Raw genomic sequence first — 26,980 nt, forward strand, 5'->3', positions numbered from 1 at the left:
ATACGGCGTCTTTACAGGCGTCGTATTAGTCTTTGCTGCCACGGCCCGCACGTTTACGGTCGTTCTCAGTCAGGTGACGTTTACGGATACGTACGGAGGTAGGGGTAACTTCTACCAGTTCGTCGTCATCGATAAATTCCAGAGCCTGCTCAAGAGACATTTTCAGTGCTGGAACCAGCGTGGTCGCTTCGTCAGTACCGGAAGCACGCATGTTGGTCAGTTTCTTACCGGTCAGGCAGTTTACAGTCAGGTCGTTAGAACGACTGTGAATACCGATGATCTGGCCTTCGTAAACTTCTGCACCGTGACCCAGGAACAGCTTACCGCGATCCTGCAGGCTGAACAGTGCGAACGCAACTGCTTTACCCTGGCCGTTAGAGATCAGCACGCCGTTCTGGCGCTGGCCGATTTCACCCGGTTTAACGTCATCGTAGTGGCTGAACGTGGAGTACAGCAGACCTGTACCAGACGTCATGGTCATGAACTCGGTACGGAAGCCGATCAGGCCACGTGCCGGGATCAGGTAATCCAGACGAATACGGCCTTTGCCGTCAGGGATCATGTCTTTAACATCACCCTTACGCTCGCCCATTGCCTGCATCACAGAACCCTGGTGCTGTTCTTCGATATCCAGCGTCACGTTCTCGAACGGCTCTTGCATACGGCCGTCGATCATGCGGTTGATAACTTTCGGACGGGACACAGCCAGTTCGAAGCCTTCACGACGCATGTTTTCGATAAGAACAGACAGGTGCAGCTCACCACGACCGGATACACGGAACGCGTCCGCATCTTCGGTTTCTTCAACACGCAGTGCCACGTTGTGCACCAGCTCTTTGTTCAGGCGGTCAAGAATCTGACGAGAGGTAACATATTTACCTTCTTTGCCACAGAACGGAGAGGTGTTGACGTTGAAGAACATGGTGACTGTTGGTTCATCAACAGACAGCGCTGGCAGCGCTTCGACATTTTGCGGATCGCAAAGGGTGTCGGAGATGTTCAGTTCGCCCAGACCGGTGATCGCGATGATATCGCCCGCTTCAGCTTCGGTGGATTCAATACGCTCCAGACCGAGGTGAGTCAGAACTTTACCCACTTTACCGTTACGTGTTTTACCTTCGCTGTCGATCAGAGTGATCTGCTGGTTAGGTTTAACACGGCCACGTTTGATACGACCGATGCCGATTACGCCAACGTAATTGTTGTAATCCAGCTGGGAGATTTGCATCTGGAACGGACCGTCAAGATCTACGCTCGGTGCTTTAACGTGGTCAACGATAGCCTGGTACAGCGGGGTCATGTCTTCCGCCATATCAGTGTGGTCGTTGCCCGCGATACCCATCAATGCTGATGCATAGATGATTGGGAAATCGAGTTGCTCGTCGCTTGCATCCAGGTTTACGAACAGGTCGAAGACCTGATCCACAACCCAGTCAGGACGCGCGCCAGGACGGTCAACTTTGTTGATAACCACGATTGGCTTCAAACCATGGGCAAATGCCTTTTTGGTTACGAAGCGCGTCTGCGGCATTGGGCCATCCATTGCGTCAACGACCAGCAGAACGGAGTCTACCATGGACATCACACGTTCAACTTCACCACCGAAGTCGGCGTGCCCTGGGGTATCAACGATGTTGATACGGTAGTCATTCCATTTGATAGCGGTGTTTTTAGCGAGGATGGTAATCCCACGCTCTTTCTCCAAATCGTTGGAGTCCATCACGCGTTCGGTGGCTTCTGCACGTTCATTGCTGAAAGTACCGGATTGCTGTAGCAGCTTGTCAACCAGGGTAGTTTTACCATGGTCAACGTGCGCGATGATGGCGATATTACGCAGATTTTCGATCACAACTTTGCCTCAGGCATTTAGAAATAGCGCGTTATTGTACACGGATTAATCGCAGGACTAAACAGGATCACAAACATCCTCCGCAAACAAGTATTGCAGAGTTGCTTTGTGATCGCTTTCACGCAGCGTAAAAAGTGCACTTTAACGGAAATCGCACCATTATGGTGCTCAATGTTCACATTGAAGCACTATAATGGTGCAATGTGACGTTCGTGGTGCAGGTCGTTTGCACTATGGTGTGCATGATAACGCCTTTTGGGGGTAATTTGAAAGTTGGCACAGATTTCGCTTTATAAAAATACGGCAAAAAGATGGCGACGACGCCAGCCTTAAACAGAATTGAAGACCTCGTTACCACGACGACAATGACCAATCCGGGAGAGTTAAGTATGTCCGCTGAACACGTTTTGACGATGCTGAACGAACATGAAGTGAAGTTTGTTGATCTGCGCTTCACCGATACCAAAGGCAAAGAACAGCACGTCACAATTCCTGCTCACCAGGTAAATGCCGAATTCTTCGAAGAAGGCAAAATGTTTGACGGCTCCTCTATCGGTGGCTGGAAAGGCATTAACGAATCCGACATGGTGCTGATGCCAGATTCAACGACTGCGCTCATTGACCCGTTCTACGAAGAGTCTACCCTGATTATCCGTTGCGACATTCTTGAGCCAGGCACGCTGCAGGGCTACGATCGCGACCCACGCTCCATCGCGAAACGCGCTGAAGAGTACCTGCGCTCCACTGGCATTGCAGACACCGTTCTGTTTGGGCCAGAGCCAGAATTCTTCCTGTTCGACGACATTCGTTTTGGTGCGTCCATTTCTGGTTCCCACGTCGCTATCGATGATATCGAAGGCGCATGGAACTCCTCCACCAAATACGAAGGCGGCAACAAAGGTCACCGTCCTGGCGTGAAAGGCGGTTACTTCCCGGTTCCTCCGGTCGATTCTTCACAGGACATCCGCTCTACCATGTGTCTGATCATGGAAGAGATGGGCCTGGTGGTTGAAGCTCACCACCACGAAGTGGCCACTGCGGGCCAGAACGAAATCGCGACCCGCTTTAACACCATGACCAAAAAAGCGGATGAAATTCAGATTTACAAATATGTGGTGCACAACGTTGCTCACCGCTTCGGCAAAACCGCGACCTTTATGCCAAAACCTATGTTTGGCGACAACGGTTCCGGTATGCACTGCCACATGTCCCTGTCCAAGAACGGCGTAAACCTGTTCTCTGGTGACAAATATGCGGGTCTGTCTGAGCAGGCGCTGTTCTACATCGGCGGTGTTATCAAGCACGCTAAAGCGATTAACGCCCTGGCAAACCCAACGACCAACTCCTACAAGCGTCTGGTCCCGGGTTATGAAGCCCCTGTTATGCTGGCTTACTCCGCACGTAACCGTTCTGCTTCTATCCGTATCCCAGTGGTGGCATCTCCGAAAGCACGTCGTATCGAAGTGCGTTTCCCGGATCCAGCGGCTAACCCATACCTGTGCTTCGCAGCGCTGCTGATGGCGGGTCTGGACGGCATTAAGAACAAAATCCATCCAGGCGAAGCCATGGATAAAAACCTGTATGACCTGCCGCCAGAAGAAGCGAAAGAGATCCCACAGGTTGCCGGTTCTCTGGAAGAAGCACTGAACGCGCTGGACGCTGACCGCGAGTTCCTGACGGCTGGCGGCGTGTTCACTGACGATGCAATCGATGCTTACATCGGCCTGCGTATCGAAGAGAACGACCGCGTACGCATGACTCCACACCCGGTTGAGTTCGAGCTGTACTACAGCGTTTAAGAAATAAATACTCGGTGGATTTCTTGTCGCAACAAGGCGGCAGCTGGTGAGAGGCAGAATGCCTCTCATACATCCCCAGGCGCATAGATAACGATGTGACTGGGGTGAGCAAAGGCGGCCAACGCCGTTGTGGCGAGAAAAACGCGAGAAGATTTTTGTTGCCGTGGAAACTTTCAGCCCATCTTCGGATGGGCTTTTTTCTCCACCAACAGACTGATCTGACGCGCTTTTTACAACGAAAAAGCTATACTGCACTAAATTAGTGCACCTACTCCAGGAGACTGCTGAATGGCAACTGGCGCGCTGCCCGATGCTGGGCAGATCCTCAATTCTTTAATCAACAGCATCTTACTTGTCGATGATGAGCTGGCGGTCCATTACGCCAACCCTGCGGCGCAGCAGCTGCTCGCCCAAAGCTCACGCAAATTATTCGGCACACCCTTGCCGGAACTGTTGAGTTATTTTTCGCTGAATATCCCGTTGATGCAGGAAAGTTTGGCTGCGGGTCAGGGATTTACCGATAACGAAGTGACCCTGGTGATTGACGGACGCTCGCATATCCTCTCGTTAACGGCACAACGTTTGCCGGACGGCCTGATTTTACTGGAAATGGCGCCGATGGATAATCTGCGTCGGCTCAGTCAGGAACAGCTTCAGCATGCACAGCAGATTGCTGCACGCGATCTGGTGAGAGGCCTTGCGCATGAAATCAAAAACCCATTAGGCGGTTTACGGGGCGCAGCGCAGCTGTTAACCAAAGCGCTGCCGGACCCTGCGCTGGCGGAATATACCAACGTCATCATTGAGCAGGCCGATCGCCTGCGCAATCTGGTTGACCGATTACTTGGGCCGCAGCAGCCGGGTATGCACGTGACGGAAAGTATTCATAAAGTGGCGGAGCGGGTCGTGAAGCTGGTGTCGATGGAGCTCCCGCCGAACGTCAAACTGATTCGCGATTACGATCCGAGCCTGCCGGAATTGCCGCATGACCCCGACCAGGTTGAGCAAGTTCTGCTCAATATCGTGCGCAATGCCCTACAGGCCCTCGGCCCCGAAGGCGGCGAAATTATCCTGCGTACCCGCACGGCATTCCAGTTGACGCTGCACGGCGTGCGCTATCGCCTGGCGGCGAGAATCGACGTTGAGGACAACGGGCCGGGCATTCCGTCGCATCTTCAGGATACGCTTTTCTACCCGATGGTGAGCGGCCGCGAAGGCGGCACCGGGCTTGGGTTGTCCATTGCCCGCAATTTGATCGACCAACACTCCGGCAAAATTGAATTTACCAGTTGGCCGGGTCATACCGAGTTTTCGGTTTACCTGCCAATAAAAAAATAAGGTGACGACGATGCAACGAGGGATAGTCTGGGTAGTCGATGATGATAGTTCCATACGCTGGGTGCTCGAACGCGCGCTTACCGGAGCAGGATTAAACTGCACCACCTTTGAAAGCGGTAGCGAAGTGCTCGACGCGCTCATCACCAAAACCCCGGACGTGCTGCTTTCTGATATTCGCATGCCGGGAATGGACGGGCTTGCGTTACTGAAGCAAATTAAACAGCGTCACCCGATGTTGCCGGTCATCATAATGACCGCTCATTCCGATCTGGATGCGGCCGTGAGCGCGTACCAGCAGGGTGCGTTTGATTATTTGCCCAAGCCGTTTGATATCGACGAAGCGGTGGCTCTGGTTGAGCGCGCGATCAGTCATTATCAGGAACAGCAGCAGCCGCGCAATGCGCCAGTCTTTGGGCCAACGACCGATATTATTGGCGAAGCACCTGCTATGCAGGATGTCTTTCGCATCATCGGGCGTTTGTCGCGCTCATCCATCAGCGTCCTGATTAACGGTGAGTCCGGGACCGGTAAAGAGCTGGTTGCTCACGCCCTGCACCGCCACAGCCCGCGTGCGAAAGCGCCGTTTATCGCGCTGAATATGGCGGCGATTCCAAAAGACTTAATTGAGTCGGAACTGTTTGGCCACGAGAAAGGGGCCTTTACCGGCGCGAACACCGTTCGTCAGGGGCGCTTTGAGCAGGCCGATGGCGGGACACTGTTCCTCGATGAAATCGGTGATATGCCGATGGATGTGCAGACTCGTCTGCTTCGCGTTTTAGCGGATGGTCAGTTCTATCGCGTCGGTGGATACGCGCCGGTGAAAGTGGACGTGCGCATTATCGCCGCGACACACCAAAATCTGGAGCAGCGTGTGCAGGAAGGCAAATTCCGTGAGGATTTGTTCCACCGCCTGAACGTGATCCGCGTCCATCTGCCGCCGCTGCGCGAGCGCCGTGAAGATATTCCCCGCCTGGCACGTCACTTTTTGCAGGTTGCCGCCCGCGAATTGGGCGTGGAAGCCAAACTCCTGCATCCGGAGACAGATGCCGCATTAACTCGCCTGGCCTGGCCCGGAAACGTGCGCCAGCTTGAAAACACCTGCCGCTGGCTGACCGTAATGGCAGCCGGTCAGGAAGTGTTAATCCAGGATTTACCGAGTGAGTTGTTTGAAGCGACGGCGCCAGAGAGCAGCAACGGGCAGTCATTGCCCGACAGCTGGGCGACACTTCTGGCGCAATGGGCGGATCGCGCACTGCGTTCCGGTCATCAAAATTTACTGTCAGAAGCACAGCCAGAGATGGAGCGTACGTTGCTGACGACCGCGCTTCGCCACACGCAAGGACACAAGCAGGAAGCGGCGCGACTGCTGGGTTGGGGGCGAAATACCCTGACCCGCAAGCTGAAAGAGTTGGGAATGGAGTAAGTACAGCTAAAACCGGAGGCTTGAGCCTCCGGTTTTTTACTTAAATCACCCTTGAGAACTGTTGCAGCCTTGCCTTCTGGCGCAGATAAGCGTCAAAACACATGCAGATATTACGAATTAATAAGCGCCCTTTCGGCGTCACCTGAATCTCTTTATCCGTCACATCCACCAGCCCATCTTTCGCCAGCGGGGCGAGCAGCTGTAAATCTTCGGCAAAATGGTCTGCAAATTTCAGATCCCATTGCGCTTCTACCGACTCAAAATCGAGGCGGAAGTTACAGATAAGCGCCTTAATAACGTCACGGCGAATACAATCGTCGCGCGTTAACGCAATCCCGCGCCACAGCGCATTCCCGATGTCATCCACCTGCTGATAATACTGCTTCAGCTCTTTCTGATTTTGCGCGTAGCAGTCGCCGATCATACTGATGGCAGAGACGCCCATGCCCAGCAAGTCGCTGTCGCCCTGAGTGGTGTAGCCCTGGAAATTACGATGCAAAATGCCTTCGCGTTGGGCGACCGCTAGCTCGTCATCCGGGCGGGCAAAGTGATCCATACCGATAAACTGATAGCCTGTTTCCGTCAGTGACGTGATGGTTTCTTGCAGAATATCGAGCTTCTGCTGCGCGGACGGCAGGTCGGCATCTTTAATTTTACGTTGAGCCGCAAACAGCGTTGGCAGATGCGCATAGTTAAAGACGCTCAGGCGATCGGGATTCAGTTCTGCCACTCGTTTAAGCGTGAAGGCAAAGCTTTCGGGCGTCTGCTTCGGTAGGCCATAAATCAGATCAATATTGGTTGAGGTAAAACCGATTTCGCGAGCATGGTTCAACAGAGCAAAAATAAAATCTTCATCCTGCTCGCGGTTAACCAGACGCTGAACCTCTTTGTTGAAGTCCTGGACCCCCATACTCAGACGGTTAAAACCTTCCGCCCGCAGGTGATCAAGGACGTCCAGCTCAATTTCACGCGGATCGACTTCGATAGAAATTTCGGCATCAGCATCGAACCGGAAGTTTGCCCGCAGCAGATCCATCAGACGGCTGATTTGCACTTTGTTCAGATAGGTCGGCGTACCGCCGCCCCAGTGCAGCTGGCTCACATGCCGGCCAGCAAAAAGCGGTGCGCGATGCAGAATTTCCTGCTCAAGCGCATCGAGATAGTAGTCGGCTTTATGCTGCTGGCGAGTCACGATCTTATTACAGCCGCAAAAATAGCAGAGCTTGTGGCAGAAAGGGATGTGAACATACAGCGAAAGCGGGCGCTCAGGATAACGCACCACCGCCTGCTGGAAATCAGCCTCACTGAACGTTTCGGCAAACTCCAGCGCAGTCGGATATGAGGTATAACGCGGCCCGGAATAGTTATATTTTTGGATCAGGGCCAGATCCCAGTCGATGCTCGGTACAGACATGTTCACTCCTTCCGTTGGTGTCGCATTCGTATACGGCGGCCCGTTTTAACCCCATTGCGGGTCATCATTCGGGTGCGCAACAACCTCTGTCGCCGCGACAACCGCCGTAGTTTAACGAATAACCACACCAGATAACATATAACCGGAAGGGTTATAAGCAGGACGATAGTGCCTGCCGGGTGCAAATGTTAGTTTCCACCTTTCAGTAGACGCATCAGGTCGTCCTGCTTCTCTTCTTCTTCGTCGTCTTCATCATCTTCGTAAGAGAGGCCGAGCTGCTGCATCAGTTCATCAATACGGTCTAATTTGGCATCGACCCATTTTTGCTCTTCAGCATTCAGTTTTTCGCCTGCTTCAAGGCGTTCCAGCAGCGCGTCCAGGCGCTCATCATTCTCCAGCATATCCAGCTCTGCCTGCGGTGAAAGCATAGGTTTCTCGCTCTTAGGTTTGTGCTGCTTGACGACTGGGGTGTCTGTCACGCCCAGTGGAATTGGCGTTTTACTGCCGATGCGCGGATCTTTCTGTTTGCTGTTTTGTGCAGCAGAACCTGATGCACTGCTACCATTCGCACGGCTCCCCGCAGAATGCCCACTGTGCTTTTTAACACGTTTGCGATCGCGTGCTTCCTGATTCAGTTCTTCACGCGTTTTGCGGTGCGCTTTTGCCGGGCGTTTTGCGCCCGCTGCAGAGGTCGGTTTTTTCATGATGTCTTGTCTTTAAGCCGTTTTATTCAGTATAGAATTGCGGCGAAATCTAGCAGAAAGCAAGCAAAGAAAAAAGGCGACAGAGCAATCTGTCGCCTTTTTTCCTGACTCACCACCCTAAACGGGTTTTACAATCCCTGTTCGCCAACAACTAACCCTGTTTATCCTTTAGCGGAATCATCCGTGATGCAGTTCCATTTCCCTTTAAAACGCCTCCTGGCGCTCCTGACCCTCATCCTTAAGTCATAATCCTGATGGCATCCTCGCCGTGGGTGCTACTTTACCTTTTTCACTTCTTCTGACAAGTAACGAAAGTGTACAAAAAAAGATTTTAGGAAAATTACTTAAAAATAAGATATTGATTTTAAATGCTTTGGTTAATTTCTCGCCTGGCGTTAGTCTGATATTTCCCATAGCTTTCATGGCGCATATCTCACAATGGATAGGGTATTCACGTACGCCGTATTCGCGAAGGGAAAGCCTTTTGCCTGCATTCAGGTATAATCCCTCACAGAATAAGAATTTTGGAGACAAGTACGTGACTAACTGGAACTATCAACAGACGAATTTTGTCACCAGTGCGCCTGATATCCGCCATTTACCCCCAGATACCGGGATTGAAGTGGCGTTTGCGGGCCGTTCTAATGCCGGGAAATCAAGCGCCCTCAATACGCTGACTAACCAGAGAAGCCTGGCGCGTACCTCAAAAACGCCAGGGCGCACCCAGCTTATTAACTTATTTGAAGTTGCTGAAGGCAAGCGACTGGTTGATTTACCCGGTTATGGCTATGCGGAAGTTCCAGAAGAGGTAAAACTCAAATGGCAAAAAGCCCTGGGTGAATATCTGGAAAAACGCCAGTGCCTGAAAGGTCTGGTTGTGCTGATGGATATCCGCCACCCGCTTAAAGATCTGGATCAGCAGATGATCCATTGGGCGGTAGCGAGTGAAATCCCTGTACTGGTGCTATTGACCAAATCCGACAAGCTGGCCAGCGGAGCACGTAAAGCGCAGCTTAAAATGGTGCGTGAAGCCGCGATGGCATTCAACGGTGACGTGCAAATTGAGACGTTTTCATCGCTGAAAAAGCAAGGCGTAGATGTGTTACGCCAAAAGCTAGACAGTTGGTATAACGGACTGGAACCCGCTGTAGAAGCGGAAGAGTGATAAGAAGCGCGGCGATGCTCGCGCTTTTTTTTGGCCTAAAATTTTCTTTGCCGCAATAAAAAACGCCCCAGTCATTACTGACTGGGGCGGCTAAAATATTCAGCCAAATCCGATTACGTGAAGTAAAAGGTCTGAAAGATAGAACATCTTACCTCTGTACCCTACGCGAATAACTCTACTCTTTTTTTATCGCTGGACAAAGCACTTTTTGTAGTTTTTTTTCACTCTTTACATAGGTAAATCTAATGAATGTCACATAATGCGCGCTGTTATGTTGCTTACTTACATAAAAAGCGCATTACGCATCGAATCATTAGTGAGCCTGATCCCAGTTTTCACCGCTTCCCACTTCCACCAGCAACGGCACATCGAGTGTCATGCTGCTTTCCATCAGTTCATGGATTTTTTTCGAAACGGCTTCCAGATCTTCGTGATGAACTTCGAACACCAGTTCATCGTGTACCTGCATGATCATGCGCACGCGCGGTTTGTCTTTTTCAAGCCACGCATCCACTGCAATCATTGCACGTTTGATAATGTCGGCTGCCGTTCCCTGCATCGGTGCGTTGATCGCCGCTCGCTCTGCTCCAGCTCGACGCGCCGCATTGCTTGACGTGATGTCAGGGAGATAAAGGCGACGGCCATCCAGCGTTTCGACGTAACCTTTTTCCTTCGCCTGCGCGCGAGTGCGTTCCATATATTCCAGAACGCCAGGATAACGCTCAAAGTAGAGATCCATGTACTTTTGCGACTCTTTACGCGGAATATTTAACTGGCGAGAAAGACCAAACGCGCTCATGCCGTAAATCAAACCGAAATTGATCGCTTTCGCGCTGCGGCGCTGTTCGTTGGTCACGCTATCCAGTGGCAATCCAAAAACTTCTGCAGCCGTCGCGCGATGGATATCCTTGCCTTCGGCAAACGCGGTCAGTAAGCCTTTGTCACGCGACAAATGCGCCATGATGCGCAGTTCAATTTGCGAGTAGTCGGCAGAGACAATCAGATAATCTTTCGGCGCGATAAATGCCTGACGGATTCTGCGCCCCTCTTCATTACGAACAGGGATGTTCTGCAGGTTTGGCTCGGTAGAGGATAAACGCCCCGTCGCCGCAACCGCCTGATGATAAGAGGTGTGAACGCGACTGGTTTTTGGGTTGATCATCAACGGCAGCTTATCGGTGTAAGTCGATTTAAGCTTAGCGAGACCCCGGTATTGCAGAATCACTTTAGGTAACGGGTAATCCAGCGCCAGCTCTTCCAGTACCTCTTCAGACGTCGACGGGGCGCCACCAGGGGTTTTCTTCAGCGGCTTGATGCCTTGCTTTTCAAACAAGATAGTCTGCAACTGCTTGGTTGAGGACAGGTTGAACGGCTCACCGGCAATCTCATGGGCTTTTTGCTCAAGCTCGCTCAATCGTAGGGCGAGTTCCTCAGAATGTTTATGCAACACCGCCGGATCGATTTTGACGCCGTTGCGCTCAATGCGCGATATAACGGGCACCAGCGGCATTTCAATATGCTCGAATACATTCAGCGGACCTTCCTGCTTTTGCAGTTTTGGCCACATTTTCAGATGCAGTTGCAGAGTGACGTCGGCGTCTTCAGCCGCGTAACGGCCCGCTTCTTCCAGCGCGATCTGGTTAAACGTCAGCTGATTTTTGCCCTTACCCGCGATCTCTTCAAAGGTGACGGTTTTATGCTTAAGCCAGCGATCTGAAAGCGAATCCATATCGTGGCGACCCGCGACACTGTTTAGAATGTAAGATTCCAGCATGGTGTCATAGGCAATACCGCGCAGCTCAATGCCGTAATTTTGCAAAATGCCGCGGTCAAACTTGAGGTTTTGCCCCACTTTTTTCGCGTTCTCATCTTCGAGAAGCGGTTTCAGTAATTCCAGCACGCGGTCGCGTGAGATCTGATTAGGGGCATCGAGATAGTCATGCGCAACGGGAACATAAGCCGCCATGCCAGGTTCCGTTGCAAATGACAGACCCACCATGTTGGCAGAGATATTATCAAGGCTGTCAGTTTCGGTATCAAAAGCAAAGACGGGCGCTTTTTTCAGTTTTTCAATCCAGGCAATAAGCTGCGACTCTTCAAGCACAACTTCATAGTTCTCATAAGAGAGCGTCGCTGCCTCTTCTTCCACTTCGTCTTCAGCATTGACGACGATAGTGTCTTTTGGCTTCGCGGCAGGTTTGCCGCCCTTAGCTTGCATCCATTTACCGGCTTCGACATCCGTTATCCAGCGCTTGAATTCATATTGCTTAAACAGGCCAAGCAGCTCTTCAGCAATCGGCTGCTGAACCTCAAGCTGTTCACAGGTCAGTTCTAGTTCAACGTCGGTTTTAATGGTCGCCAGTTTGTAAGAGAGGTAGGCCACCTCTTTATTCTGTTCCAGCTTCGCGGCAATGGTCTTCGCGCCACGGAATGTTAAGCCAGCGATTTTATCCGATTCGGCATAGAGGGTGTCCAGCCCACCTAGCCCTTGCAGCAGCGCTTGCGCGGTCTTTTCACCTACGCCCGGCACGCCTGGGATGTTATCCGAGGAGTCACCCATCAAGGCCAGGAAATCAATAATCAGTTCTGGAGGTACGCCATATTTGGTGACGACTTCATCTGGCCCAAGAATGGTATTTGTCATGGTATTGATTAGGGTGATACCAGGGGTCACCAGCTGCGCCATGTCTTTATCACCCGTGCTGATGAGCACCGGACGACCTAATTTTTCAGCTTCGCGCGCCAGCGTACCGATGACGTCATCGGCTTCAACGCCAGAAACGGCAAGCAACGGCAAGCCCATCGCTTTCACCATGGCATGTAGAGGCTCAATTTGCGCACGCAAATCGTCCGGCATAGGTGGACGGTGGGATTTGTAATCTTCAAACAGTTCATCGCGGAACGTTTTGCCCTTCGCGTCAAAAACGACCGCTGCATGCGATGGCTGATACTGAAGGATCAGACTGCGCAGCATGTTCAGCACACCGTACATCGCGCCGGTAGGCAATCCCGCGCTATTGGTCAGAGGAGGAAACGCATGATACGCCCGATAAAGGTAAGAAGAGCCATCGACGAGAATAAGAGGGTTTTCTGGGATCTGAACCATAGTGTACGTGCCTTTAATTAATTTATGGCTCAAGGATGCCACAGACGGATGAAAACATCAGTTTTTAGCGCTGTGTACAGCAAAAGATTTCGCGATCCTCAGGATCCCTCGCAAATTCAAACTGTGGATAACTTTGTGAATACTTTCATGACATAACAATAATCGTATCCTTCAAAATATCAGATTTTATAATTTATGCTTTATGATCAAAGTACTAAGAAAGTATTCCATCCGTATATTTCCGGGCGCTGATTATTTACTCTGTGTGGATATTACCTGCACTAAAATCATTTTCGGGTGAAATACTCTGTCGCAAAATCAGTTCTAAATAATCACTGAGTGAAAGTACATCCGACGCTATGTTTTCTGATAAAATCAGCGTCCTGCCTCAGCGATACCCTCGTTGATTATCCGCTAACCACCTGAAAAACCCATCATGTCGAGATTCCTCGCTGCAGCAACCTTACTGCTCAGCATCACTTTAACGATTCTGATCACTCTCTTTTGCGCTGTGCCTATAATTCTCGCTGGCATAATAAAATTATTGCTGCCTGTTCCCATCGTTTGGCGCACAGTCTCGACATTCTGTAATTTCATGATGTATTGCTGGTGCGAAGGGTTAGCGTTCCTGCTTTGTCTAAACCCCGACCTGAAATGGGATATCGAAGGGTTAGATGGACTGAGTAAGAACAAGGGATATTTGCTTGTCTGCAACCACTACAGCTGGGCAGATATCGTCGTGTTATGCGTGCTGTTTCGCAAACACATTCCAATGAACAAATATTTTCTGAAACAGCAGTTAGCGTGGATTCCTTTTATTGGCCTGGCCTGTTGGGCATTAGATATGCCGTTTATGAAACGCTATTCACGTAGTTATCTGCTTCGCCACCCTCAGCACCGCGGTAGAGACGTTGAAACGACACGCCGTTCATGCGAAAAATTTCGCGTGCTTCCGACAACTATTGTCAATTTTGTCGAAGGGTCTCGCTTTACAGAACAGAAACGCTTGCAGGCTCGTTCCCCTTATAAAAATTTGCTGCCACCCAAAGCTGCGGGGATCGCTATGGCGATTAATGTCCTGGGGAAAAACTTCGATAAGCTGCTGAATGTCACTTTGTACTATTCAGAAAATAGCAAAAAACCGTTCTACGATATGCTCTGCGGAAAGTTAACGCACATGGTGGTGCGGGTTAACGTTGTCGAGGTGAATGAAGAGTTGCACGGCGATTACATTAACGATAAGCACTTCAAACGTCGCTTTCAGCTTTGGCTAAACACGCTGTGGAATGATAAAGATGAGCTGATAGACAGGATTAAATCACCAAATAAAAACGCCGGCTGTTAACCGGCGTTTTCTTTTTTATTTCTTCTCAACCAGATATTTTACGGTGTCAGCGTATTGCTGCACGAAAATGTCCATGTTGCTTGCATCCATACCTTGTGGGTTCACCTGATATTTGCCATTTACGAACATGGCTGGAACACCCTGCAGCTGAAGATCCGCGGCAGCTTTTTCCTGTTGGGCGACCAGGGATTTCACGACAAAGCTATTCCATGCAGCGTCGTAATCTTCACCTTTCACACCGGCATCAACAAAGACTTTGCGAATATCGGCGGTTGTCTGAACGGTTTGGGTTTTCTGAACGGCTTCAAACATTGGCGCGGTAACTTGATCTTCCACACCTAACGCCAGTGCCACAGCCCAAGCCTGGGTCAAATCTTTGCCCAAAGGACCCAGGAATTCGACATGATATTTGGTCATTTTGGTGCCTTCAGGCAACTTTTTCTTCACGTTATCTGAAACGTGCAGCACTTCCTCAAACTGATAGCAATGTGGGCAATAGAATGAGAAAAACTCAAGCACCTGAGGCTCACCGGCGACCGGTTTTTCAAGGGTATTGAACTGCTTGCCATCGCTAAATTGAGCAGCGGATGCGCTAAATGCCAGAATCATACCTGCCAGCGCCAGCCATATTTTTTTCATGATCAACTTTCTCCTGATGTTTCCGATTAATACATTGGCGTTAATTGCAGTGGAGGTTCATTGAGAACCTTAACCTGCTCAATAAATGTGGTTGTCTGGCTGCGCCAGTAATCCTCCCCGGTTAACCACGGGAAGTTTTTAGGAAACGCGGGATCGTCCCAACGCCTGATTAACCATGCGAGATAATATACAAAACGCATGGCGCGTAAAGGTTCAATCAGAGCGATTTCATCTGAATTGAAGGGGCTAAACTCTTCATACGCTTCAATGATGGTTTCAAGCTGCATGCGTTGTTCCGCTTTATCACCATTCAGCAGCATCCAGAGATCCTGAACCGCGGGTCCCATTCTGGCATCGTCGAGATCGACAAACAAAGGCCCGTCTCGCCACAGGATATTACCGGCATGACAATCCCCATGAAGACGCAACGTTTCTGCCTGACCATCCCAGTGCATCGCAGCCGCATTAATCAGTGCATCAGTTGCTTTAAGAAAGTCATCTTTAAGAGCCTTGGGGATCAGCGTGGTGGTTTCAAAAACCTGACGGGGTTCTGTTAAATATTCCTGAATACCGATCGCAGGACGGGCACTAAAGGTTTTTTTTCGGCCAGTCTGATGAATGCGCCCCAGATAGCGGGCAACCCACTCCATTTGATCGATATTATCGGACTCAAACTGACGGCCGCCGAGACTTGGGAAAACTGCATAAAAAAAGCCTTTATGCGTCAATAACGTTTGGCTATCAAATTGAATCGGCGCGGCTACAGGAATCTCATCATTCACGAGATCCAAGGCGAACTGATGCTCTTCCTGAATTTGCTCAGCAGACCAACGTTGAGGCCGATAAAACTTAACGACAAAACGCTGGCGGTCTTCATCCTGAAATTGATAGACGCGGTTTTCATAGCTGTTAAGGGGGGTTAACCCGGAGTCTACGCGGATACCCTGCTCGAACAGGGCATCCATAATGGTATCCGGGTGTAATGTCTGGAAAGTAAAAGACTTGTCGTTCATCCGATCATCCGGAAATTATACGAATGATTCAGGATATCATTTCACAGCGATTTCGGTGGCGCCTCTTACAAGGTTTTACTCTTTAATTACACCACGGGCTCGCAGAAGTGCGGTTTTAAAGTCTTCTTCGTAATCTTTCTTTATCCCTGGAATCGCAGCATCTTTTGCAGAATCGCGCATTTTGAGGTGATAGATCAGAATGTCATCAGAAAGGTCGGTCAGTTCGCCGTCATAACCTGACTCTTTCGCCAGTTTCTGTAAAAATTGGATTAGATTCAGTTCAGGCTCTTTTTGCCAGGCTGGCTGGAGGAGTTCAATAACTTCGTTCAGACGTTTACATTTCATTGCGATGCTCCTTTCGTTTATGGGAATACGTTATCAGGGTCAATCCCACAATAAAAGAGGCGATATTTGTGAATCAATGCAAGGAAGTACTTGCTGTGGTTCTGGCAGGTGGAAGAGCGACACGAATGGGGGGAAGAGATAAGGGCTTACAAGAACTTGATGGAAAGCCTTTATGGAAACATGTGGCCGATACGCTTAGTAAGCAAGTCGATGCGATCGCTATTAGTGCTAACCGGCATATCGATATTTATCAGCAAAGTGGTTATCCCGTCTATCAAGACAGTCTTGATGATTATCCGGGGCCTTTAGCCGGTATGCTCAGCGTTATGCAGCAGTCAGAGCGAGAATGGTTTCTCTTTTGCCCCTGCGATACGCCTTTTATTCCAACTTGTCTTGCTGAGCGATTGGTCAACAATCGGAATAATGCTTCTGTCGTCTGGGTACACGATGGCGAGCGAGATCATCCTACTATTGCATTGATTAATAGAAAGTTAATTGCTGAAATGAAAGCGTACCTGACATCCGGAGAACGTCGAGTGATGATATTCATGCGTCAATCCGGCGGTCATTCAGTCGATTTTAGCGACCAAAAATCTGCTTTTATTAACGTGAATACACCTGAAGATCTGCGAAATATACAGGGGATTGTATGAAACCCGTTTTAGCCATCGCCGCGTGGAGTGGCACAGGTAAAACATCTCTTCTTAAAAAACTCATTCCTGCGCTTTACGCCCGAGGTATCCGTACTGGGGTAATTAAGCATACCCATCACAATATGGATATCGATAAACCGGGTAAAGACAGTTACGAATTGCGCCACGCTGGCGCTGCGCAAACCATGGTTGCCAGTGCGCAGCGATGGGCACTGATGACTGAGACACCAGAAAAAGACACACTCGATCTCAATTATCTTGTGAGTCGTATGGATCATTCAGCATTGGATCTGGTTTTAGTTGAGGGATTTAAGCTGGAATCGGTGGCTAAGATACTGTTGTTCAGACAGGGTACCGGGCATGGAGTCGATGAGTTAACGTTGGATCAGGATGTGATTGCCGTTGCCAGTGATGTTTCACTGAAAATACAGATGCCAGTTTTAAATCTCAATGATACGGATGAGATTGTCGATTTTATTGAGGAGTGGCTACAGACGCAGTAAACATCTGGCCAACGTATCAGACTGGCTTGTTTTCTGCGCAGCTCACCCAAAAAACACAAGCAAAAAACCCCGGACCTTGCGGACCGGGGTTCTTCTTTATTGATGCCTGGCAGTTCCCTACTCTCACATGGGGAGACCCCACACTACCATCGGCGCTACGGCGTTTCACTTCTGAGTTCGGCATGGGGTCAGGTGGGACCACCGCGCTAAAGCCGCCAGGCAAATTCTGTTATCAACATGCATCTCTGCACGTCAATTAATCTGTTATCAAGCTGAATATCGTCTCTTTCCGCCAAAACAGCTTCGGCGTTGTAAGGTTAAGCCTCACGGTTCATTAGTATCGGTTAGCTCAACGTATCGCTACGCTTACACACCCGACCTATCAACGTCGTAGTCTTCAACGTTCCTTCAGGACTCTCAAGGAGTCAGGGAGAACTCATCTCGGGGCAAGTTTCGTGCTTAGATGCTTTCAGCACTTATCTTTTCCGCATTTAGCTACCGGGCAATGCCATTGGCATGACAACCCGAACACCAGTGATGCGTCCACTCCGGTCCTCTCGTACTAGGAGCAGCCCCCCTCAATTCTCCAGCGCCCACGGCAGATAGGGACCGAACTGTCTCACGACGTTCTAAACCCAGCTCGCGTACCACTTTAAACGGCGAACAGCCGTACCCTTGGGACCTACTTCAGCCCCAGGATGTGATGAGCCGACATCGAGGTGCCAAACACCGCCGTCGATATGAACTCTTGGGCGGTATCAGCCTGTTATCCCCGGAGTACCTTTTATCCGTTGAGCGATGGCCCTTCCATTCAGAACCACCGGATCACTATGACCTGCTTTCGCACCTGCTCGAGCCGTCACTCTCGCAGTCAAGCTAGCTTATGCCATTGCACTAACCTCCTGATGTCCGACCAGGATTAGCTAACCTTCGTGCTCCTCCGTTACTCTTTAGGAGGAGACCGCCCCAGTCAAACTACCCACCAGACACTGTCCGCAACCCGGATTACGGGTCTACGTTAGAACACCAGCCATTAAAGGGTGGTATTTCAAGGTTGGCTCCACGCAGACTGGCGTCCACGCTTCAAAGCCTCCCACCTATCCTACACATCAAGGACCAGTGTTCAGTGTCAAGCTATAGTAAAGGTTCACGGGGTCTTTCCGTCTTGCCGCGGGTACACTGCATCTTCACAGCGAGTTCAATTTCACTGAGTCTCGGGTGGAGACAGCCTGGCCATCATTACGCCATTCGTGCAGGTCGGAACTTACCCGACAAGGAATTTCGCTACCTTAGGACCGTTATAGTTACGGCCGCCGTTTACCGGGGCTTCGATCAAGAGCTTCGCGTTACCGCTAACCCCATCAATTAACCTTCCGGCACCGGGCAGGCGTCACACCGTATACGTCCACTTTCGTGTTTGCACAGTGCTGTGTTTTTAATAAACAGTTGCAGCCAGCTGGTATCTTCGACTGATTTCAGCTCCACGAGCAAGTCGCTTCACTTACCATCAGCGTGCCTTCTCCCGAAGTTACGGCACCATTTTGCCTAGTTCCTTCACCCGAGTTCTCTCAAGCGCCTTGGTATTCTCTACCTGACCACCTGTGTCGGTTTGGGGTACGATTTGATGTTACCTGATGCTTAGAGGCTTTTCCTGGAAGCAGGGCATTTGTTACTTCAGCACCGTAGTGCCTCGTCATCACACCTCAGCGTTAATAAGCGTCCGGATTTACCTAAACGCTCCGCCTACATGCTTAAACCGGGACAACCGTCGCCCGGCTAACATAGCCTTCTCCGTCCCCCCTTCGCAGTAACACCGAGTACAGGAATATTAACCTGTTTCCCATCGACTACGCCTTTCGGCCTCGCCTTAGGGGTCGACTCACCCTGCCCCGATTAACGTTGGACAGGAACCCTTGGTCTTCCGGCGAGCGGGCTTTTCACCCGCTTTATCGTTACTTATGTCAGCATTCGCACTTCTGATACCTCCAGCATCCCTCACAGGACACCTTCGACGGCTTACAGAACGCTCCCCTACCCAACAACGCATAAGCGTCGCTGCCGCAGCTTCGGTGCACAGTTTAGCCCCGTTACATCTTCCGCGCAGGCCGACTCGACCAGTGAGCTATTACGCTTTCTTTAAATGATGGCTGCTTCTAAGCCAACATCCTGGCTGTCTGTGCCTTCCCACATCGTTTCCCACTTAACTGTGACTTTGGGACCTTAGCTGGCGGTCTGGGTTGTTTCCCTCTTCACGACGGACGTTAGCACCCGCCGTGTGTCTCCCGTGATAACATTCTTCGGTATTCGTAGTTTGCATCGGGTTGGTAAGCCGGGATGGCCCCCTAGCCGAAACAGTGCTCTACCCCCGAAGATGAGTTCACGAGGCGCTACCTAAATAGCTTTCGGGGAGAACCAGCTATCTCCCGGTTTGATTGGCCTTTCACCCCCAGCCACAAGTCATCCGCTAATTTTTCAACATTAGTCGGTTCGGTCCTCCAGTTAGTGTTACCCAACCTTCAACCTGCCCATGGCTAGATCACCGGGTTTCGGGTCTATACCCTGCAACTTAACGCCCAGTTAAGACTCGGTTTCCCTTCGGCTCCCCTATACGGTTAACCTTGCTACAGAATATAAGTCGCTGACCCATTATACAAAAGGTACGCAGTCACCCTGATAAATCAAGGCTCCCACTGCTTGTACGTACACGGTTTCAGGTTCTGTTTCACTCCCCTCGCCGGGGTTCTTTTCGCCTTTCCCTCACGGTACTGGTTCACTATCGGTCAGTCAGGAGTATTTAGCCTTGGAGGATGGTCCCCCCATATTCAGACAGGATACCACGTGTCCCGCCCTACTCTTCGAACTCACAGTATGTGCATTTTTGTGTACGGGAGTATCACCCTGTACCCTGCGACTTTCCAGACGCTTCCACTAACACACAAACTGATTCAGGTTCTGGGCTGTTCCCCGTTCGCTCGCCGCTACTGGGGGAATCTCGGTTGATTTCTTTTCCTCAGGGTACTTAGATGTTTCAGTTCCCCTGGTTCGCTTCGTTAAGCTATGTATTCACTTAACGATAGTGCAACGGATTGCACTGGGTTTCCCCATTCGGAAATCGTCGGTTATAACGGTTCATATCACCTTACCGACGCTTATCGCAGATTAGCACGTCCTTCATCGCCTCTGACTGCCTAGGCATCCACCGTGTACGCTTAGTCGCTTAACCTCACAACCCGAAGATGTTTCGTAAAACACCCGCAGTGTTGCGAAAATTTGAGAGACTCGAACACACCGCTTATCTGCTCTTATTACGGAGAGCAGACACAGTGTGTCGTTTCAATTTTCAGCTTGATCCAGATTTTTAAAGAGCAAATATCTCAAACATGACTTACTGTTTACACAGTGCAATCAGTTTTGAGATACAGAGGTCGGCGACTTTCACTCACAAACCAGCAAGTGGCGTCCCCTAGGGGATTCGAACCCCTGTTACCGCCGTGAAAGGGCGGTGTCCTGGGCCTCTAGACGAAGGGGACGTGTAAGTCTCAATCGCAAGACGCCTTGCTATTTACTTTTCATCAGACAATCTGTGTGGACACTACAAAGGCAGGTTCTTCAGGTAAGGAGGTGATCCAACCGCAGGTTCCCCTACGGTTACCTTGTTACGACTTCACCCCAGTCATGAATCACAAAGTGGTAAGCGCCCTCCCGAAGGTTAAGCTACCTACTTCTTTTGCAACCCACTCCCATGGTGTGACGGGCGGTGTGTACAAGGCCCGGGAACGTATTCACCGTAGCATTCTGATCTACGATTACTAGCGATTCCGACTTCACGGAGTCGAGTTGCAGACTCCGATCCGGACTACGACATACTTTGTGAGGTCCGCTTGCTCTCGCGAGGTCGCTTCTCTTTGTATATGCCATTGTAGCACGTGTGTAGCCCTACTCGTAAGGGCCATGATGACTTGACGTCATCCCCACCTTCCTCCAGTTTATCACTGGCAGTCTCCTTTGAGTTCCCGGCCGAACCGCTGGCAACAAAGGATAAGGGTTGCGCTCGTTGCGGGACTTAACCCAACATTTCACAACACGAGCTGACGACAGCCATGCAGCACCTGTCTCAGAGTTCCCGAAGGCACCAAAGCATCTCTGCTAAGTTCTCTGGATGTCAAGAGTAGGTAAGGTTCTTCGCGTTGCATCGAATTAAACCACATGCTCCACCGCTTGTGCGGGCCCCCGTCAATTCATTTGAGTTTTAACCTTGCGGCCGTACTCCCCAGGCGGTCGACTTAACGCGTTAGCTCCGGAAGCCACTCCTCAAGGGAACAACCTCCAAGTCGACATCGTTTACGGCGTGGACTACCAGGGTATCTAATCCTGTTTGCTCCCCACGCTTTCGCACCTGAGCGTCAGTCTTTGTCCAGGGGGCCGCCTTCGCCACCGGTATTCCTCCAGATCTCTACGCATTTCACCGCTACACCTGGAATTCTACCCCCCTCTACAAGACTCTAGCCTGCCAGTTTCGAATGCAGTTCCCAGGTTGAGCCCGGGGATTTCACATCCGACTTGACAGACCGCCTGCGTGCGCTTTACGCCCAGTAATTCCGATTAACGCTTGCACCCTCCGTATTACCGCGGCTGCTGGCACGGAGTTAGCCGGTGCTTCTTCTGCGAGTAACGTCAATCACTGCGGTTATTAACCACAATGCCTTCCTCCTCGCTGAAAGTACTTTACAACCCGAAGGCCTTCTTCATACACGCGGCATGGCTGCATCAGGCTTGCGCCCATTGTGCAATATTCCCCACTGCTGCCTCCCGTAGGAGTCTGGACCGTGTCTCAGTTCCAGTGTGGCTGGTCATCCTCTCAGACCAGCTAGGGATCGTCGCCTAGGTGAGCCATTACCCCACCTACTAGCTAATCCCATCTGGGCACATCTGATGGCAAGAGGCCCGAAGGTCCCCCTCTTTGGTCTTGCGACATTATGCGGTATTAGCTACCGTTTCCAGTAGTTATCCCCCTCCATCAGGCAGTTTCCCAGACATTACTCACCCGTCCGCCGCTCGTCACCCAGAGAGCAAGCTCTCCTGTGCTACCGCTCGACTTGCATGTGTTAGGCCTGCCGCCAGCGTTCAATCTGAGCCATGATCAAACTCTTCAATTTAAGTTTGATGCTCGTGTTTCTTTATTTCTAAAGAAAAGAACTTCGTAATGAATTACGTATGTTCACTCACTGAGACTTGGTTATTCATTTAGCGTCCGAAGACGTTTAGAATCCATGTCACTTTGAGTGCCCACACAGATTGTCTGATAAATTGTTAAAGAGCAGTGCAACGCGGCTTTCGCTCACCGTTGCGAGGTCCCGTATAATACGTTTTCCTCATTCAGAGTCAAGCGTTTATTTTCGCTTTTCTCTGCCGGCGTTCATCGCTGAACCCCGCTGACCCGGCGGCTTGTGTTCCGTTGTTCCGTGTCAGTGGAGGCGCATTATAGGGAGTTATTCTGAGGTGACAAGAGGAAATTTAAAATTAATTTCCAACCGTGTTTTTTTTCACCAAAACCGCTAATAACAAGTCATATATTGTTCTATTTGTTGTTTTTGCAGCCACAATCACACTCCAGGTGGCATACTTATTAGCAAGAACAATTAAGGAATAAGAGCTATGCCCTTAAGCGCACAACAGCTGGCGGCACAAAAAAACCTATCTTATGTGTTGGCTGAAAAGCTGGCTCAACGAATTTTGGCGGGAAAATATGCTCCAGGAAGCATTTTGCCCGGAGAAATGGAACTCGGTGAACAGTTTGGCGTGAGCCGCACCGCCGTTCGTGAAGCAGTAAAAACATTAACGGCAAAAGGAATGGTGCTCCCGCGTCCTCGTATTGGTACTCGGGTTATGCCCCAAAGTAACTGGAACTTCCTCGATCAGGAGTTGCTTTCCTGGTGGATGACTGAGGATAACTTCCATCAGGTTGTTGACCATTTCCTGGTAATGCGCAGCAGCCTTGAGCCTCAGGCGTGTTTACTCGCCGCGATGTTGGGCAGCGCCGAACAAAAAGCGCAGTTGAACACTTTAATGGAAGAGATGACCTTCCTGAAGCAGCACTTTAACCGCCAGCGTTGGATTGAAGTCGACATGACGTGGCATGAGCACATTTACTTGATGAGCGGAAATCCCTTCCTGACCTCATTTGCGTCCCTGTTCCACTCTGTGTACCACACCTACTTTGCTTCTATTACCCAGGATGAAGTGGTTAAGCTCGATCTGCACCAGGCCATTGTTGATGCTATCCAGGATAGCGATGGACAACGCGCATTACACGCTTGCCAGGCTTTGTTGGCTGCCCCAAATCAGTAACAGGAAATCGATGAACGAGAAAAAATCACGCAGCATGGCGGGATTGCCATGGATTGCCGCTATGGCTTTCTTTATGCAAGCGCTGGATGCCACCATTCTAAATACAGCTCTGCCGGCCATCGCCCAAAGCCTCAACCGCTCTCCACTGGCCATGCAGTCCGCCATCATTAGCTATACGTTGACCGTCGCGATGCTAATTCCTGTTAGCGGCTGGCTGGCCGACCGTTTTGGAACACGCCGAATATTTATGTTCGCCGTCACGCTATTTACGCTCGGCTCGCTGGCGTGCGCACTTTCAACCTCATTAACTGAGCTCGTGGCCTTTCGTGTACTTCAGGGTATAGGCGGCGCAATGATGATGCCGGTCGCACGACTCGCGTTATTACGCGCGTATCCACGCAGCGAGCTATTACCCGTGCTGAATTTCGTTACCATGCCCGGTCTGGTCGGTCCTATCCTCGGCCCGGTATTGGGTGGCGTACTGGTGACCTGGGCAAGCTGGCACTGGATTTTCCTGATCAACATTCCGATTGGTATCGCTGGGCTATGCTATGCCCGCAAATACATGCCGAATTTCACTACGCCCAAGCGCAGTTTCGACATGGGCGGTTTTTTCCTTTTCGGCGTGAGCCTTGTATTGTTCTCCATCGGCATGGAGTTATTCGGCGAGAAAATAGTCGCGACCAGGATAGCATTGTCGATTATCTTTGGCAGCGTTCTGCTTTTCCTTCTTTATATACGTCACGCGCGACGTCATCCAACGCCACTTATCTCATTACAGCTTTTTAAGACTCGGACTTTCTCCGTCGGGATCGCAGGGAATATCGCCTCGCGTCTTGGCACTGGCTGCGTACCCTTTTTAATGCCGTTGATGTTACAGGTAGGATTTGGCTATCCGGCGCTGATAGCGGGGATAATGATGGCTCCGACCGCCGTCGGATCTATTCTGGCGAAATCGATGGTGACGAAAATACTGCGTGGGCTGGGCTACCGGAAAACGCTGGTTGGAATAACGGTCTTTATTGGCGCGATGATTGCGCAGTTCTCGTTACAGTCATCGGCACTGCCCGCGTGGATGCTGATCCTGCCGCTCTTTATATTGGGGATGGCGATGTCTATCCAGTTCACCTCGATGAACACCATCAGCCTCGCTGACCTCACCGATGAAAATGCCAGCGGCGGTAATAGTGTTCTGGCCGTCACTCAACAGCTTTCGATAAGTTTAGGCGTGGCAGTGAGCGCAGCGGTACTTCGCGTGTATGAAGGTATAGAAGGCACAAACACCGTCGAGCAGTTCCACTACACCTTTATTACGATGGGCGTCATTACTGTGGTTTCCGCTCTGGTGTTTTTATTATTGAAGCCGAAGGATGGCCGAAACCTGATTAAAGATCGCCACCCGACGAAACCGAACCGCGTTCCATCAGAACAGGAGTAAGCTGCAAGCGCTGCTGCTGCAATGTGGGCTGTGCCATTCGATGAATCAACACATCAATGGCCAGCTCCCCCAGTTCATCTTTCGGTTGATGAATAGTGGTAAGCGGCGGAGTCATGAAGCGCGCCAGTTCAATGTCATCGTAGCCAACTATCGCCATATCATGCGGAACGCTTAACCCCGCCTGATATAACGCCTGATAAGCACCAAATGCCATCGCATCGTTACCAATAAATACCGCCTGCGGACGCTGTTCCTGCGCCAGCAATTTTTGCATCGCCTCGAGGCCACCATTGAACTCAAAATCGCCCGTGATGCGATAACCTTCTGGTACGGATAAACCGGCGCGATCCATCGCGGTCAGATACCCTTCCAGACGTAAACGCGCGGGTGTTTTATCAAGTGGCCCCGTGATACAGGCGATGCGACGATACCCTTTATCAATCAAATGCTGCGTCGCCATATCGCCACCGACAAGCGAGTTGTCCTGGATGAGATCGCTGGTTCCGTCGAACGGTGCCCAGTCCATCATCACGGTAGGGACTGAAGGATAGCGCTGCATTATCTCTTTCGAGGGCTGGTGCGTTTCGGTACACAGCAACAGCAACCCATCCACGCGTTTTTGCATCAGCGTTTCAAGATTACGGTTCATGCGTTGCTCATCGCCTTCCGTGTTACATAGCACCAGGCTGTAACCGCGCTCAAAGCAGCTACGCTCCACGCCGCGAACCAGCTCAGAATAGAAAGGGTTGGTACTGGCGGTGATAAGCATCCCGATAGTGTGGGTCTGATTGAGCTTAAGACTGCGCGCTAACGCCGAAGGCGCATAATTGAGGTCTTTAACTGCGGCTTCGACTTTCGCCTTAATGGCGTCGCTGACGAAGCGATCGCTATTGATTACGTGAGAGACTGTCGAGGTAGAAACGCCCGCCATGCGGGCGACATCTTTCATTGTGGCCAAGCGTTACCTCTGCTGAATCAAAAATTCATCAATCTCTTTGCGCCATGGAACGGAAGGCTGAGCACCTTTACGCGTCACCGCAATTGCGGCCGCGGCATGGGCAAAGCGAATGGCATCATCCATCGGCTTACCTTCCAGCAACGCCGTGACCAGCGCACCGTTAAAGGTGTCTCCCGCAGCGATAGTATCAACGGCTTTAACCTTAAAGCCGGGCACGCGACGACCTTCACCGTTAACGCTCGCCCACACGCCACGACTACCGAGCGTGATAATCACGGTGTCGATGCCTTTCTCGTGCAATGCCTTAGCGGCTCGCGCGGCGTCGTCATCGTTTTCAACACGAATACCCGTCAGCTTTTCTGCTTCGGTTTCGTTTGGCGTAATGATGTCCACCAGCGCCAACAGCTCGTCTGATAATACACGCGCTGGCGCGGGGTTAAGTACGACAGTGGTATGATTTTCATGCGCAATTTTTGCCGCCGCCAGCACGCTTTCGACCGGAGACTCCAGCTGCATCAGCAACGCTTCAGCACGGGCAATAATTTCACGCTGTGCCTCTACACGTTCAATGTTCAGCGCCGCGTTTGCCCCCGCGTGAATACCGATAACATTCTCACCTTCTGCGTTGACGAAAATCAGCGCCACGCCGGTTGATTCCCCTGCCACCACGCTCACGGGCGCAATATCGATGTTGTCGCTTTCGAGCTGCTTGCGAACACGTTCGCCGGTATCGTCATCACCCGTACAGGCAATAAAGGCAATATTCGCACCACTGCGCCCGGCCGCTACGGCCTGGTTTGCACCCTTACCACCGAAAGCCACCTGATACTGATTACCCGTAACGGTTTCACCCGGAGTGGGGAAAGATTCAAGGTTAAGAATGTGATCGGCATTAATACTGCCAAGGACGACGAGATTGCCTGCGGTTTTCATGTATGAG

At 50.9% G+C, this 26,980-nt stretch carries 19 protein-coding genes, 1 tRNA gene and 3 rRNA genes; 9 read left to right on the forward strand and 14 right to left on the reverse strand.

The annotated features are described in order from the left end of the window. Positions 1-25: 25 nt before the first annotated feature. Positions 26-1,849 carry a ribosome-dependent GTPase TypA gene (typA, locus tag I6L74_RS08290; protein ID WP_059180545.1) on the reverse strand — a complete coding sequence of 608 codons (1,824 nt, stop codon included), beginning with the start codon at positions 1,847-1,849 and terminating at the stop codon, positions 26-28. A 389-nt stretch (positions 1,850-2,238) separates the two neighbouring features. Between typA and glnA the strand changes: the two genes are divergently transcribed. From glnA to glnG, 3 genes are all read left to right on the forward strand, one after another. Then, the gene (glnA, locus tag I6L74_RS08295; protein WP_015961054.1) at positions 2,239-3,648 is read left to right on the forward strand and encodes a glutamate--ammonia ligase; all 1,410 of its coding nucleotides are present in this window, start codon (positions 2,239-2,241) and stop codon (positions 3,646-3,648) included. A gap of 288 nt (positions 3,649-3,936) precedes the next feature. After that, on the forward strand, positions 3,937-4,986 hold the full coding sequence (gene glnL, locus I6L74_RS08300) for a nitrogen regulation protein NR(II) (RefSeq protein WP_059180544.1): 1,050 nt from the start codon (positions 3,937-3,939) through the stop codon (positions 4,984-4,986). A 10-nt stretch (positions 4,987-4,996) separates the two neighbouring features. Further along, positions 4,997-6,409, forward strand: coding sequence for a nitrogen regulation protein NR(I) (gene glnG / locus I6L74_RS08305; protein ID WP_015961056.1), 1,413 nt, complete (start codon positions 4,997-4,999; stop codon positions 6,407-6,409). 40 nt (positions 6,410-6,449) lie between these two features. Here the strand turns inward: glnG and hemN are convergent, their stop codons facing one another. Both hemN and yihI read right to left on the reverse strand, forming a co-directional pair. Further along, positions 6,450-7,823, reverse strand: a complete 1,374-nt coding sequence (hemN, locus tag I6L74_RS08310; protein WP_059180543.1) for an oxygen-independent coproporphyrinogen III oxidase — start codon at positions 7,821-7,823, stop codon at positions 6,450-6,452. A gap of 188 nt (positions 7,824-8,011) precedes the next feature. Next, positions 8,012-8,527 carry a Der GTPase-activating protein YihI gene (gene yihI / locus I6L74_RS08315; RefSeq protein WP_059180542.1) on the reverse strand — a complete coding sequence of 172 codons (516 nt, stop codon included), beginning with the start codon at positions 8,525-8,527 and terminating at the stop codon, positions 8,012-8,014. Between the two features lie 538 nt (positions 8,528-9,065). On the opposite strand from yihI, the gene yihA reads away from it, so the two are divergent. Continuing rightward, entirely contained in the window at positions 9,066-9,692 is a 627-nt protein-coding gene (gene yihA, locus I6L74_RS08320; protein ID WP_059180541.1) for a ribosome biogenesis GTP-binding protein YihA/YsxC, read from the forward strand. Between the two features lie 99 nt (positions 9,693-9,791). Here the strand turns inward: yihA and spfP are convergent, their stop codons facing one another. Both spfP and polA read right to left on the reverse strand, forming a co-directional pair. Then, positions 9,792-9,839: a small protein SpfP gene (gene spfP, locus I6L74_RS21750; RefSeq protein ID WP_071892919.1), complete on the reverse strand. Its 48-nt coding sequence runs from the start codon at positions 9,837-9,839 to the stop codon at positions 9,792-9,794. Between the two features lie 166 nt (positions 9,840-10,005). After that, positions 10,006-12,798, reverse strand: a complete 2,793-nt coding sequence (gene polA, locus I6L74_RS08325) for a DNA polymerase I (RefSeq protein ID WP_059180540.1) — start codon at positions 12,796-12,798, stop codon at positions 10,006-10,008. A gap of 436 nt (positions 12,799-13,234) precedes the next feature. Between polA and yihG the strand changes: the two genes are divergently transcribed. Beyond that, complete coding sequence (gene yihG / locus I6L74_RS08330) at positions 13,235-14,143, forward strand: 1-acylglycerol-3-phosphate O-acyltransferase, YihG family (RefSeq protein WP_059180539.1); 909 nt, start codon at positions 13,235-13,237, stop codon at positions 14,141-14,143. A gap of 15 nt (positions 14,144-14,158) precedes the next feature. Here yihG and dsbA read toward each other — a convergent pair whose 3' ends face one another. From dsbA to I6L74_RS08345, 3 genes are all read right to left on the reverse strand, one after another. Then, on the reverse strand, positions 14,159-14,782 hold the full coding sequence (gene dsbA / locus I6L74_RS08335; protein ID WP_059180538.1) for a thiol:disulfide interchange protein DsbA: 624 nt from the start codon (positions 14,780-14,782) through the stop codon (positions 14,159-14,161). Between the two features lie 26 nt (positions 14,783-14,808). Further along, positions 14,809-15,795 carry a serine/threonine protein kinase gene (locus tag I6L74_RS08340; protein ID WP_059180537.1) on the reverse strand — a complete coding sequence of 329 codons (987 nt, stop codon included), beginning with the start codon at positions 15,793-15,795 and terminating at the stop codon, positions 14,809-14,811. Between the two features lie 75 nt (positions 15,796-15,870). Next, positions 15,871-16,140, reverse strand: a complete 270-nt coding sequence (locus tag I6L74_RS08345; RefSeq protein WP_059180536.1) for a YihD family protein — start codon at positions 16,138-16,140, stop codon at positions 15,871-15,873. Between the two features lie 68 nt (positions 16,141-16,208). Here I6L74_RS08345 and mobA point away from each other — a divergent pair, with 68 nt between their 5' ends. Then, positions 16,209-16,793, forward strand: a complete 585-nt coding sequence (gene mobA / locus I6L74_RS08350; protein ID WP_059180615.1) for a molybdenum cofactor guanylyltransferase MobA — start codon at positions 16,209-16,211, stop codon at positions 16,791-16,793. Continuing rightward, positions 16,790-17,296 (forward strand): molybdopterin-guanine dinucleotide biosynthesis protein MobB, encoded by a 507-nt coding sequence (gene mobB / locus I6L74_RS08355; protein ID WP_096759556.1) that lies wholly within the window; start codon positions 16,790-16,792, stop codon positions 17,294-17,296. Before mobA ends, mobB begins: the two co-directional genes overlap by 4 nt. 104 nt (positions 17,297-17,400) lie before the next feature. On the opposite strand, the gene rrf is transcribed toward mobB, so the two are convergent. The 4 genes from rrf to I6L74_RS08375 form a co-directional block, all read right to left on the reverse strand. Then, positions 17,401-17,516, reverse strand: a 5S ribosomal RNA gene (rrf, locus tag I6L74_RS08360). Between the two features lie 93 nt (positions 17,517-17,609). Continuing rightward, positions 17,610-20,519, reverse strand: a 23S ribosomal RNA gene (locus tag I6L74_RS08365). A gap of 231 nt (positions 20,520-20,750) precedes the next feature. Then, a tRNA-Glu gene (locus I6L74_RS08370) sits at positions 20,751-20,826 on the reverse strand. A gap of 84 nt (positions 20,827-20,910) precedes the next feature. Next, positions 20,911-22,452 (reverse strand): 16S ribosomal RNA (locus tag I6L74_RS08375). Together the 16S, 23S and 5S rRNA genes with 1 tRNA gene alongside form the textbook arrangement of a ribosomal RNA operon. A 499-nt stretch (positions 22,453-22,951) precedes the next feature. Here I6L74_RS08375 and I6L74_RS08380 point away from each other — a divergent pair. Both I6L74_RS08380 and mdtD read left to right on the forward strand, forming a co-directional pair. Next, a complete protein-coding gene (locus I6L74_RS08380; RefSeq protein ID WP_059180691.1) occupies positions 22,952-23,644 on the forward strand; it encodes a FadR/GntR family transcriptional regulator in 693 nt (230 codons plus the stop codon). 10 nt (positions 23,645-23,654) lie between these two features. Then, complete coding sequence (gene mdtD, locus I6L74_RS08385; RefSeq protein ID WP_059180690.1) at positions 23,655-25,082, forward strand: multidrug transporter subunit MdtD; 1,428 nt, start codon at positions 23,655-23,657, stop codon at positions 25,080-25,082. Here the strand turns inward: mdtD and rbsR are convergent. Together rbsR and rbsK are read right to left on the reverse strand one after the other, a co-directional pair. Then, complete coding sequence (gene rbsR / locus I6L74_RS08390; protein WP_072241989.1) at positions 25,030-26,040, reverse strand: ribose operon transcriptional repressor RbsR; 1,011 nt, start codon at positions 26,038-26,040, stop codon at positions 25,030-25,032. The two genes, mdtD and rbsR, sit on opposite strands and share 53 nt — an antisense overlap. 3 nt (positions 26,041-26,043) lie before the next feature. Further along, a complete protein-coding gene (gene rbsK, locus I6L74_RS08395) occupies positions 26,044-26,973 on the reverse strand; it encodes a ribokinase (protein WP_041689737.1) in 930 nt (309 codons plus the stop codon). Positions 26,974-26,980 lie beyond the last annotated feature (7 nt).

Source organism: Lelliottia amnigena (genome assembly GCF_019047465.1).
Taxonomy (GTDB): Bacteria; Pseudomonadota; Gammaproteobacteria; order Enterobacterales; family Enterobacteriaceae; genus Enterobacter; species Enterobacter amnigenus.

Bases quoted from the DNA above. Each gene is read 5' to 3' on its own strand.
- I6L74_RS08345 (WP_059180536.1), bottom strand. From the start codon at position 16,140: ATGAAATGTAAACGTCTGAACGAAGTTATTGAACTCCTCCAGCCAGCC.
- glnG (WP_015961056.1), top strand. From the start codon at position 4,997: ATGCAACGAGGGATAGTCTGGGTAGTCGATGATGATAGTTCCATACGC.
- mdtD (WP_059180690.1), top strand. From the start codon at position 23,655: ATGAACGAGAAAAAATCACGCAGCATGGCGGGATTGCCATGGATTGCC.
- dsbA (WP_059180538.1), bottom strand. From the start codon at position 14,782: ATGAAAAAAATATGGCTGGCGCTGGCAGGTATGATTCTGGCATTTAGC.
- mobB (WP_096759556.1), top strand. From the start codon at position 16,790: ATGAAACCCGTTTTAGCCATCGCCGCGTGGAGTGGCACAGGTAAAACA.
- glnA (WP_015961054.1), top strand. From the start codon at position 2,239: ATGTCCGCTGAACACGTTTTGACGATGCTGAACGAACATGAAGTGAAG.
- glnL (WP_059180544.1), top strand. From the start codon at position 3,937: ATGGCAACTGGCGCGCTGCCCGATGCTGGGCAGATCCTCAATTCTTTA.
- rbsK (WP_041689737.1), bottom strand. From the start codon at position 26,973: ATGAAAACCGCAGGCAATCTCGTCGTCCTTGGCAGTATTAATGCCGAT.
- hemN (WP_059180543.1), bottom strand. From the start codon at position 7,823: ATGTCTGTACCGAGCATCGACTGGGATCTGGCCCTGATCCAAAAATAT.
- yihI (WP_059180542.1), bottom strand. From the start codon at position 8,527: ATGAAAAAACCGACCTCTGCAGCGGGCGCAAAACGCCCGGCAAAAGCG.
- I6L74_RS08380 (WP_059180691.1), top strand. From the start codon at position 22,952: ATGCCCTTAAGCGCACAACAGCTGGCGGCACAAAAAAACCTATCTTAT.
- yihG (WP_059180539.1), top strand. From the start codon at position 13,235: ATGTCGAGATTCCTCGCTGCAGCAACCTTACTGCTCAGCATCACTTTA.
- I6L74_RS08340 (WP_059180537.1), bottom strand. From the start codon at position 15,795: ATGAACGACAAGTCTTTTACTTTCCAGACATTACACCCGGATACCATT.
- polA (WP_059180540.1), bottom strand. From the start codon at position 12,798: ATGGTTCAGATCCCAGAAAACCCTCTTATTCTCGTCGATGGCTCTTCT.